Origin of the sequence: Selenomonas ruminantium subsp. ruminantium ATCC 12561, assembly GCF_000424065.1 — a bacterium.
Classification (GTDB): domain Bacteria; phylum Bacillota; class Negativicutes; order Selenomonadales; family Selenomonadaceae; genus Selenomonas_A; species Selenomonas_A ruminantium.
On the sequence record NZ_AUJE01000056.1, the window covers coordinates 1 to 10,777 of the forward strand.

Annotated in this window: 10 protein-coding genes; 9 read left to right on the forward strand and 1 reads right to left on the reverse strand. The window is 52.2% G+C overall.

Annotated features, from left to right (window positions below):
* The first annotated feature begins 399 nt into the window (after positions 1 to 399).
* The 9 genes from cysW to cysK all read left to right on the forward strand — a co-directional run bounded on the left by cysW (position 400) and on the right by cysK (position 9,934).
* Positions 400 to 1,287 carry a sulfate ABC transporter permease subunit CysW gene (cysW, locus tag G598_RS0114365; RefSeq protein WP_080657050.1) on the forward strand — a complete coding sequence of 296 codons (888 nt, stop codon included), beginning with the start codon at positions 400 to 402 and terminating at the stop codon, positions 1,285 to 1,287.
* Positions 1,277 to 2,350: an ABC transporter ATP-binding protein gene (locus G598_RS0114370; protein WP_026767521.1), complete on the forward strand. Its 1,074-nt coding sequence runs from the start codon at positions 1,277 to 1,279 to the stop codon at positions 2,348 to 2,350. Before cysW ends, G598_RS0114370 begins: the two co-directional genes overlap by 11 nt.
* Positions 2,351 to 2,366: 16 nt before the next feature.
* Complete coding sequence (locus G598_RS0114375) at positions 2,367 to 4,043, forward strand: adenylyl-sulfate reductase subunit alpha (protein ID WP_026767522.1); 1,677 nt, start codon at positions 2,367 to 2,369, stop codon at positions 4,041 to 4,043.
* On the forward strand, positions 4,040 to 4,351 hold the full coding sequence (locus G598_RS0114380; protein WP_026767523.1) for an indolepyruvate ferredoxin oxidoreductase subunit alpha: 312 nt from the start codon (positions 4,040 to 4,042) through the stop codon (positions 4,349 to 4,351). The genes G598_RS0114375 and G598_RS0114380 overlap by 4 nt, the downstream gene beginning before the upstream one ends.
* A gap of 17 nt (positions 4,352 to 4,368) precedes the next feature.
* On the forward strand, positions 4,369 to 5,190 hold the full coding sequence (gene cysD / locus G598_RS0114385) for a sulfate adenylyltransferase subunit CysD (RefSeq protein WP_026767524.1): 822 nt from the start codon (positions 4,369 to 4,371) through the stop codon (positions 5,188 to 5,190).
* Positions 5,190 to 6,614: a sulfate adenylyltransferase subunit 1 gene (locus tag G598_RS0114390; RefSeq protein WP_026767525.1), complete on the forward strand. Its 1,425-nt coding sequence runs from the start codon at positions 5,190 to 5,192 to the stop codon at positions 6,612 to 6,614. The genes cysD and G598_RS0114390 overlap by 1 nt, the downstream gene beginning before the upstream one ends.
* A 38-nt stretch (positions 6,615 to 6,652) precedes the next feature.
* Positions 6,653 to 7,516 (forward strand): 4Fe-4S binding protein, encoded by an 864-nt coding sequence (locus G598_RS0114395; RefSeq protein ID WP_026767526.1) that lies wholly within the window; start codon positions 6,653 to 6,655, stop codon positions 7,514 to 7,516.
* A 181-nt stretch (positions 7,517 to 7,697) separates the two neighbouring features.
* Positions 7,698 to 8,981, forward strand: coding sequence for an O-acetylhomoserine aminocarboxypropyltransferase/cysteine synthase family protein (locus G598_RS0114400; protein WP_026767527.1), 1,284 nt, complete (start codon positions 7,698 to 7,700; stop codon positions 8,979 to 8,981).
* 20 nt (positions 8,982 to 9,001) lie between these two features.
* Entirely contained in the window at positions 9,002 to 9,934 is a 933-nt protein-coding gene (cysK, locus tag G598_RS0114405; protein ID WP_026767528.1) for a cysteine synthase A, read from the forward strand.
* Positions 9,935 to 9,993: 59 nt separating this feature from the next.
* Here cysK and G598_RS0114410 read toward each other — a convergent pair whose 3' ends face one another.
* Positions 9,994 to 10,389, reverse strand: a complete 396-nt coding sequence (locus G598_RS0114410) for an RrF2 family transcriptional regulator (RefSeq protein ID WP_026767529.1) — start codon at positions 10,387 to 10,389, stop codon at positions 9,994 to 9,996.
* Positions 10,390 to 10,777: the final 388 nt, after the last annotated feature.

The following is a 10,777-nucleotide window of genomic DNA, read 5'->3' on the forward strand; positions in this document are numbered from 1 at the left end:
CGTTTAGCGGAATCAGAAAAAGTACTCCCCCGTTCGCCCCTGACAACGTATGACCTGGATACCTTTATCACGAACTTGCCGACAAACTGCAATTTCCTAGTCTCTGCCCACGAAGGCTAACAGATGAGGTATTAAGAGATGTTCGGCGGAAATATTTTTTGGCAAATTCGCCTTACGCCTATTGACATAATGGGTGTAATAATGTAACATAAAGTCATCGTCCAAGAGCGGCGATGGTATAAAGTGTAAATCGGGTTGAACTGACCAAAAAAATTGGAGGTTCTGCAGATTGCCTGTAAGGGTGATTTGTGGAGCCTCTTTTTGTCGTAGAAACTGGGGGGAGCGTTATGAGCATGTGGTTCTATGGGGGAATGTTGGCAGAGTCAGGAGGTGTGGCTGATGGAACTGGTCAGCAAATTAGCAAGTGTTAAGGCAAAAGAAAAACTTGCGGCTGGAGCTTGGCAGGAAAAGCTGGTCAAGTGGTCGCTGATTTTCATTGGTGCCGCCTTTCTGGTCATCATGATGGTCCTGCCTTTGGTGCTGATTGGAGTGGAGGCATTGGCTAAGGGCTGGGCGGCTTATATGCGGGCCATCAGCGAACCCTTTGCCCAAAAGGCTTTATGGCTGACGGCGGAGGCCACAATTCTTGCGGTACTGTCCAATACCGTGTTCGGGCTGGCGGCGGCGTGGCTGCTGACGAAATTTGATTTTAAGGGCAAGAGTCTTTTGGGGGCCATTATTGATTTGCCCTTTGCGGTATCGCCAGTGGTGGCGGGCTTGTTCTTTATCATGTTGTTTGGCAGGTTAAGCCCGTTCTACGATACCTTGCAGGCCTATCAGGTGGCAGTGGTGTTTGCGGTGCCGGGGATTGTGCTGGCGACCATCTTTGTGACTTTGCCTTTTATCGCCCGCAGCATTGTGCCGGTGATGGAGGCACAGGGGAGGCAGGAAGAAGAAGCGGCGGCGCTTATGGGGGCCAGCGGCTGGCGGATTTTTTGGCAGATTACTTTGCCCAATATCAAATGGGGTCTGCTCTACGGCATTATCCTCTGCAGTGCCCGGGCCATGGGCGAGTTTGGGGCCGTTTCGGTGGTGTCCGGTCATATCCGGGGCAAGACCAATACGCTGCCCTTGCATATTGAGATTCTCTACAATGAATATAATTTTACAGCGGCTTTTGCTGTGGCTTCGATTCTGGTGATTCTGGCCGTGGTGGTGCTGATCTTACGCAATCTGGTGGAATGGCGGCTGACGAGAGCGGAAAGGACTGGTGAACATGGGGTATGAAGTAGAGCTGAAACATATCGAAAAATATTTTGGCCGTTTCAAGGCGGCTGATGATGCAAGCTTTGGTGTGGAAAAAGGACAGCTGGCAGGGCTGTTAGGCCCTTCCGGCAGTGGCAAGACCACGCTCCTGCGGATGCTGGCGGGGTTAGAACAGCCGGATAAGGGCGATATCTGGATTGCTGGGCGGCGGGTCAATAAGATTCCGGCGCGGGAGCGTGGCATTGGCTTTGTGTTTCAGAATTATGCGCTGTTCCGTCATATGACGGTGCGGGATAATCTGGCCTTTGGCCTGCGGGTGCAAAAGGTGGATGACCATACCATCAAGGTGCGGACGGATGAACTGCTGGAACTGACGGGCCTTACGGCTGTTGCCAAGCGTTATCCGCAGCAGCTTTCCGGCGGTCAGCGGCAGCGGGTGGCCTTTGCCCGGGCGCTGGCACCCAATCCCAAGGTTTTATTGCTCGACGAGCCGTTTGCGGCGATTGATGCTAAGGTGCGTAAGGAACTCAGGAGCTGGCTGCGGGAGGCGATTCACAACCTGGGCATTACGAGCTTGTTTGTGACCCATGACCAGGACGAGGCCGTAGAGGTGGCCGATAAAATCATCATCGTCAACAAGGGCCGCATTGAGCAGGCGGGCAGTCCTGTGGAAATCTATCAGTCACCGCAGACGCCCTTTGTGGCAGATTTTATCGGTGAGTCCGTGAAGGTGGAGGATTATACGTGCTTTAAGGGGTTTGGGGACGAGCAGAGTCAGGTGGGTAGTCATCAGGGTATCATTCGGCCGGAGTTTATCGAGCTGGCCAAGGACGAACGGGAGATTTCTTTGCCGCTGGGAGCCGAACAGGGTGTGGTGAAGGCCACCTATTTCCGGGGCAGCAATATGGCGGTGGATATCGAAGTTCGCGGACAGATTTTGCGGGCGGCGCGCAGTTTGGAAAAGGAGCCTTTGCAGGTTGGGGATAAGGCGCTGGCCTTTATCCATCGCATTTACAGTTTAGAGGCCGGGCAGACGCGGATTATCGAAAACCGCGCCAAACGGCAGGAGTCCGTAGTGATTTGATAAGGCAGATGAGGATATGAATGTACGAGAAGAACAGGCCGATATTTTGCTTATCGGCGGCGGAGCGGCAGGCTGCTATGCGGCACTGGCCTTGGGCGAAAAACATCCGGAATTAAAAGTCCTGCTGGTGGATAAGGCCAATATCAAGCGCAGCGGGTGCCTGGCGGCAGGGGTTAATGCGCTGAACGCTTATATCACGCCGGGGCATACGCCGCAGGATTATGTGGATTATGCCAAAGAAGATGCGGCGGGCATTGTGCGGGAGGACTTGCTCTTAACCATGAGCGAAGGGCTCAATGACGTAACCGCCAAGCTCGAAAAACTGGGGCTGGTGATTCAGAAAAATCCCGATGGTTCTTATGCCGCGCGGGGCTGGCGCAATATCAAGATCAATGGGGAAAATATCAAGCCGATACTCGCCAAGGCCGTACTTGGCCAGTCAAATGTCAACGTCAGAAATCATATCAATATCGTGGATTATCTTGTAGTTGGTGGTCAGGTGTGCGGGGCCTGGGGGATTGACTTGAAACAGGAAGAAATCGTGGTCTTTACCGCCAAGGCGGTAATCTGTGCCACGGGCGGGGCGGCAGGGCTTTACCAACCCAATCATCCCGGCACTTCCCGTCATAAGATGTGGTATAGTCCCTTCAATACCGGAGCAGGCTATGCCATGGGGCTGCGGGCCGGGGCAGAGATGACCACTTTCGAGATGCGCTTTATTGCCCTCAGGTGCAAGGGGACAATCGCGCCCACCGGTACGATTGCCCAGGGCGTGGGCGCGCCACAGATCAACTCACGCGGGGAAAAGTATCAGGGAAAATACGGCAATACCACGGCGCAGCGCCTCTGGGCGGTAGTCAAGGAAAATCTGTCCGGCCATGGTCCCTGCTATTTGGCCACGCATGGTATCAGCCCGGAGCAGGCGGCGGCTTTGGAACGGGCCTATCTCAATATGGCGCCGGCGCAAACGCTCTTTTGGCGGGAAAGCGGCCTAAGTCCGCAGGAGTTCGATGTGGAAATCGAAGGTTCCGAGCCTTATGTGGTCGGTGGTCATACCGCCAGCGGCTATTGGATTGGCGCTGACCGGTCAACGACTCTGCCGGGACTCTTTGCGGCGGGGGATGTGGCAGGCGGCTGTCCGCAAAAATATGTGACGGGAGCCTTTGTCGAAGGGGAGATAGCCGCTGAATCAGCGGCAAGATTTGCGGCTAAGGCGGCAAGGAAATTGGATTTAGTTCGCATAAAAGATACGATTATCAAGCAGATACAGCATTTTAGCGGCACAGCTGCAGACAGTCCCTATACGACCGAAAGTCTCGAAGAAGCTATGCAGCAGGCTATGGATGAATATGCCGGCGGCATTAAGACACATTACGGTTATAGCGAAAGTTCCCTGCAGATTGCCGCCAAGCATATCGAGCGTCTGCAAAGTCTTAGCGACAGCCTGCGGGCGGAAGATGCCTATGGGCTGCTCAAGATTTTTGAACTGCGGGAACGGCTGCTCGTCTGCCAGGCGCTGTTGGCGCATCTAGCGGCGCGCAAGGAAACCCGCTGGCCGGGCTTTGCCGAGTACTTGGACTATCCGGAGATGCGCGACGAGTTCAAGGTATTTATCAATTCGCGATTAGAAGATGGGCAGATTCAGATTATCCGCCGTCCGTTAGCAGCAAAAGCAGAGGAGGCGGCCGGATGAGTATCGCCATTGAAAAAGAGAAATGCGTGGGCTGTGGCCTGTGCACGGAGGTCTGCCCGGGAAATCTCCTGCAGCTTCGTGCAGGAAAAGCCGCTATCCGCGAGGTGCGGGACTGCTGGGGCTGCACCGCCTGTGTCAAGGAATGCCCGCGCAAGGCAATCTATTATTATCTGGCGGCAGATTTGGGCGGCCGCGGCGGGCGGCTCTATGCAGAGAACAATGAACAAGAAATCAAATGGCAGATGCAGTGGCCGGACGGCAGCCAGGAGGAAATCGTCACGGCGAAGCAGGAAGCCAATCAATATTAAATAAACGGGGGAGCGTTATGTCACAAGCAATCGAAACAACAGATAAATTAGATAAGCTGGAAGCAGAAAGCATTTATATTTTACGGGAAGCCTACAAGAAATTGGGAAAGCTGGGCATGTTATGGTCCATCGGCAAGGATTCGACCGTCCTTCTCTGGCTGGCAAAAAAAGCCTTTTATGGCCACTGCCCTTTCCCGTTTATCCATGTGGATACCAAGCACAAGATTCCGGAAATGATTGCCTATCGTGACCGGGTGGCCAAGGAACTCAATTTGGATTTGATTGTCCATACCAATCAGGCGGCCATTGATGCCGGCATGGGGCCGGATAAAGGGCGGCTGGCCTGCTGTCAGGCACTAAAGACCGAGGGGCTCAAGCAGGTGGTCAAGGAATACGGCTTTGATGGGCTGATTGTGGGCGTGCGCCGCGATGAGGAAGGTTCCCGCTCCAAGGAGCGCGTGTTCAGTGAGCGCAAGGAGGATGATGCCTGGGACTATGCCAACCAGCCGCCGGAACTTTGGGACCAGTTCAAGACGGATTTTCCGAAAGGTCATCATATCCGCGTCCATCCGTTGCTCGCCTGGAATGAATTAGATATCTGGGAGTATATCCGCCGGGAAAATATTCCCATCATTGATTTGTATTTTGCCAAGAACGGCAGGCGTTACCGTTCGTTGGGCTGCGCCTGCTGCACGGGGCAGATTGAGTCGGAGGCGGACACGCTGGATAAAATCATCGAGGAATTAAAGCATACGACCACCAGCGAGCGGGCAGGGCGCAAGCAGGACCAGGAGGATTCCTATGCGATGCAGAAACTGCGGAAAGAGGGGTATATGTAATGGGGAAAGCATTAGAACAAAAAGAAGCAGGGTTGAATATCGTCGTGGTGGGTCATGTGGACCACGGCAAATCCACGGTCATTGGCCGCCTGCTTTACGATACGGATTCTCTGCCGCAGGGAGCCATTGACAAGGTCGAAAAAATCGCACATGATACGGGCAAGCCCTTTGAATACGCCTATCTGCTGGATGCCTTCGAGGAAGAACAGCAACAGGGCATTACGATTGACACCACGCGCATTCAATTCTCTACCGCTAAGCGCGACTATGTGATTATTGATGCGCCGGGCCATAAGGAATTCTTGAAGAACATGATTTCTGGTGCTGCCGGCGCCGAAGCAGCGCTCTTGATTGTCGATGGCAAACAGGGCGTGCAGGAACAGAGCCGCCGCCATGCCTATATGTTGAGTTTGTTGGGCATTAAAAAGGTCTATGTGCTGGTCAATAAGATGGATTTGGCGGGCTATGCGGAAACGGCCTTTGTCAAAATCAAGCACGATATGGGAGCATTCCTAGCAGAACTAGGGATTTATCCGCTGAAGTATATTCCTGTGTCCGGCCTGCAGGGGGATAATATCGCCAGCAAGTCGGTGCATATGCCGTGGTATCAGGGGGAGCCATTGTTGGAGGCTTTAGACCTGTTGGAAGGTGAACAGGCGGCAGTTGACCGCGCTCTGCGCCTGCCGATTCAGGATGTCTATAAATTCGATTCCCGCCGCATAATCGCCGGACGGATTGAAGCAGGGCAGTTGGCTGTGGGCGATGAAATCGCCATCTATCCCGGCGGCCGCAAGACCAAAGTTGTGGCCTTTCCCTATTGGCAGGCAAAAGATCAGCGCACACAGGCGTATGCCGGAAGTTCCACCGGCATACAGGTGGCCGATGAATTCTTCAACCAGCGGGGCGAAATCATCACGCGGGCGGGCGATACGCCGCCGCTCACGGGCAAGCGTTTGCGTGTGTCCTTGTTCTGGCTTGGCAAAAAGCCCTTGCAGCTCAACCGCCGTTATAAGCTAAAACTCGGCACGCAGGAAGTGGAAGCGCAGGTGGAAAGCATTGAAAAACTTATTGACGCTTCAAGTCTTGACCAACGGGCGGCCGATACGGTCAAGGAAATCCGGCTCAATGATGTGGCTGAGGTGATTTTGAAACTCAAAGAAGAAATCGCTTTTGACCGCTTTCAGGATTATCAGGCAACAGGGCGCTTTGTGCTGGTGGACGGCTATGATGTGGCGGGCGGCGGCATTGTGCTGGCGGCAGAGAAGGAAGCGCATGGCGAGTTCTCCCAGAAGGCAATGCGCTATATCATGAATCACCTGCCGCAGAATGGCGAACTTATCGTTGTGGTAAAGGACGGCGAAATCGTGCGCCTCGAACGCACCGAACGGGAAGTCTTCAGCGGCATAGACGGCGAAGGGATTTAAGGGTATACTTAAAGAAAAAATTTAGGAGAGCTGATACTATGGCATACGATTACAAGGAGCTCAAAGCCCATGGCTTTATGCAGCAGAAACAGCCCGGCTGTTTTTCCATGCGCCTGAAAAGCGTGGGCGGCAAGTTCACCGCTGCCCAGCTGCAGACCGTGCAGGCAGTGGCGGAAAAATTTGGCGAAGGCTATGTGCATCTGACTTCCCGTCAGGGCATCGAGATTCCCTTTATCAAGGAGCAGGATATCGAGGAAGTCAAAAAGGCTTTGGCAGCGGGCGGCCTTGCCACAGGCTTTTGCGGTGCGCAGGTGCGTACGATTACCGCCTGCCAGGGCAATGCCGTCTGCCGTTCGGGCTTGATTGATACGGCAAAATTGGCTGAAGAATTTGCCGAGCGCTATGCAGGTAAAATGCTGCCGCATAAGTTCAAGGTGGGCTTTACGGGCTGTCATAACAACTGCCTGAAGACCGAGGAAAACGATATCGGCATCAAAGGTGGCGTAAAACCCGTCTGGCAGAAGGATAAGTGCAAGCTCTGCGGCGCCTGCGTAAAAATCTGTCCGCGGGGAGCGCTGACTTTAGACAGAGAAAAGGGCAAAATCCTTTGGGACAGAAAGAAATGCTATTTCTGTGGCAAATGCACCAAGGGCTGCAAATTCGATGCCTTTGAGAAAAAGACCGGCTTTGTCGTGTCCTTTGGCGGGCTCTACGGCAACCGCATTGCCATCGGCAAGAAGATTGTGCCGCTGATTTATGGTGAGGATAAACTGCGCAAGGCGCTCGATGCCGCGCTGGATTACTTTGAACAGCACGCCAATAAAGGTGAACGCTTCCGCAATATGCTCGACCGGATTGGCTGGGAGGAGTTTACGCAGATAATCCGCGTCAGTCAAAAATAATTTTTCAAAAACTATTGACACAATAGGTGTAACATTGTAATATATAGACATGCCAAAAACATTTGGCATACAACCTAAAAAGAGAAAAGAACTGACCAAAAGAATTGGAGGTTCCAGAAGCAAGACCCTTGGCATGAAGGGTGCTTTTGGAACCTCTTTTTGATGAAAGGGGATTTTATTTATGAGCCAGTACAAATTTGAAACTTTACAGCTGCATGTAGGACAGGAACAGCCGGACCCGGCATCGGATGCGCGTGCAGTACCTATTTACCAGACCACTTCTTATGTATTCCGCAACAGCCAGCATGCGGCTGACCGTTTTGGCCTGGCTGATGCCGGTAACATTTACGGCCGTCTGACCAACTCTACGCAGGATGTGTTTGAAAAGCGCATCGCAGCTCTGGAAGGCGGTACGGCAGCTCTGGCAGTTGCTTCCGGTGCTGCAGCCATCACTTACACGATTCAGGCTTTGGCAGCAAATGGCGGTCATATCGTAGCGCAGAAGACCATCTACGGCGGCAGCTACAACCTGCTGGCTCATACACTGACGGACTTTGGTGTGGAAACCACTTTTGTCGATGCCCATAACCTTGCCGAAGTAGAAGGAGCCATCCAGGAAAACACGAGAGCCATCTATCTCGAAACGCTCGGCAACCCCAACAGCGATATTCCCGATATTGATGCTATCGCCGAAATCGCACACAAACATGGTCTGCCGCTGGTTATCGACAACACCTTCGGCACGCCGTATCTCATCCGTCCGATTGAACATGGTGCAGATATCGTCGTACATTCGGCAACGAAGTTCATCGGTGGTCATGGTACGACCCTGGGCGGTGTAATCGTTGAAGCGGGCAAGTTTGACTGGAAAGCCAGCGGCAAATATCCCGGCATCGCAGCACCGAATCTGAGCTATCATGGGGTATCCTTCTACGATGTAGTTGGCCCGGCTGCTTTTGTCACCTATATCCGCGCTATCCTGCTCCGCGATACGGGCGCAACCATTTCCCCGTTCAATGCTTTCCTGCTGTTGCAGGGCGTAGAAACACTCTCCCTGCGCCTTGACCGTCATGCAGAAAACACGAAGAAAGTGGTGGAATTCCTGAGCAAGCATCCGCAGGTGGCTAAGGTTAACCATCCGTCCCTGCCGGATCATCCGGACCATGCACTCTACGAAAAGTATTTCCCGAACGGTGGTGCATCCATCTTTACGTTTGAAATCAAGGGTGGCAAAGAAGCGGCTTGGAAGTTTATCGACAGCCTGGAAATCTTCTCTCTGCTCGCTAACGTGGCTGACGTCAAGAGCCTTGTCATTCATCCGGCATCCACGACGCATTCCCAGCTGACGGATGAAGAACTGGCTGATCAGGGCATTTCCCAGAGCACCATCCGTCTGTCCATCGGTACGGAACATATTGATGATATCATTGCAGACCTCGAAAAAGGTTTTGCAGCTGCCAAATAACGACAAGGAGGAATTTTGTCATGGCAAAGATTTACAACAGTGTAACAGAGCTTATCGGCAATACGCCGCTCTTAAAAGCAAATAATTTCATTGAAGCAAATGACCTGCAGGCCAATGTTCTGGTCAAGCTGGAATATCTGAATCCTGCCGGCAGTGTCAAAGACCGCATTGCCAAAGCCATGATTGAGCAGGCGGAAAAGGAGGGCAAAATCACCAAAGACACGGTGATTATTGAGCCGACCAGCGGCAATACGGGGATTGGGCTGGCAAGCTTTGCCGCAGCCCGTGGTTATAAAGCCGTTTTGACCATGCCGGAAACCATGAGCGTGGAGCGCCGCAATCTCTTAAAGGCCTATGGTGCGCAGATTGTACTGACCGATGGTGCCAAAGGCATGAAGGGGGCCATTGCCAAGGCGGAAGAACTGGCAAAAGAGACGCCGAATGCGTTCATCCCCTCCCAGTTTACGAATCAGGCAAACCCGGCTATTCACGAAGCAACGACCGGCCCGGAAATCTGGCAGGATGCGGAAGGCAAAGTCGATGCCTTTATCGCTGGTGTAGGCACGGGCGGCACGCTTACGGGCGTAGGCCGTTATCTCAAAAAGCAGAAGGCGGATGTACATGTTGTAGCCGTAGAGCCGGAAAGCTCGCCGGTACTCAGCAAGGGGACGGCAGGCCCGCACAAGATTCAGGGCATTGGCGCAGGTTTTGTGCCGGAAACGCTCGATACCAAGGTCTACGATGAAGTTCTGCCCATCAGCAACGAAGATGCTTTCAAGTATGGCCGTCAGTTTGCCCATAGCGAAGGTGTGCTGGTCGGTATCTCCGCTGGCGCAGCATTAGCTGCCGCCGTAAAACTGGCTCAGCGTCCGGAATATAAAGGCAAGAACATTGTGGTTCTGCTGCCGGATACCGGAGATAGATACCTTTCCACGGAACTCTTTAACGATTAACCGCTCAATCCCATATAAAATGGCACTGTCCGAAAAATTCTTGGACAGTGCCATTTGTATTAGAGCAGATCGGTTAATTTCTTGCCATAGAAAAAATCGTGTACGAGACTGCTGTATTCCTTCCATAAAGGGAGCGTCTTGCAAATGTTTGTGCGGGTACATTCATAATTCTGGTCAGCCAGACAGGCAACCGGGGAAAGGGAGCCTTCCATCAGTTCGATGATTTCGCCCACATTGTATTCCTGCGGGCGGTGGCAGAGCTTATAGCCGCCGCCTTTGCCACTGGCACCGACCACCATACCGGCAGCAACCAAATCCTTTACGATAATCTCCAAATACTTCTTGGAAATCTCCTGCCGGGCTGCAATATCTTTTAAGGGAATATATTTACCGTTTTCGTTTTCTGCTAAATCAATCATGACGCGCAGGGCATAGCGCCCACGAGTAGAAATCATGTAACCAGCTCCTTTATCTTTTTGGCCTATTATACCGCAAGGTGAATAGGCTTGCAAGAATTTCATTTTTTTTTCATTTTGGGTGTTGACATATGCATGCAACTCGTGTAATATAATACAAGTCGCTAGGCGAGAGCACAGAAAACACAATCCAGCAAGCCTTGATTGGCAAGGGATTGTAAGTGATTGCTTTCGAATTTAGACAAAAAAGAAAAATTAAAAAAGTTCTTGACAGTCTAAAACAAATGTGATATGATAAATGAGTCGCTTGAAGCGACAGGCACTTCGAAAGAAGCGCAAAACAAGATTGTTCTTTGAAAACTAAACAATGCAAATAATCATGCAACATGATTAAAGCCAGATGTTTGAGAAGTGAAAACTTCTTATT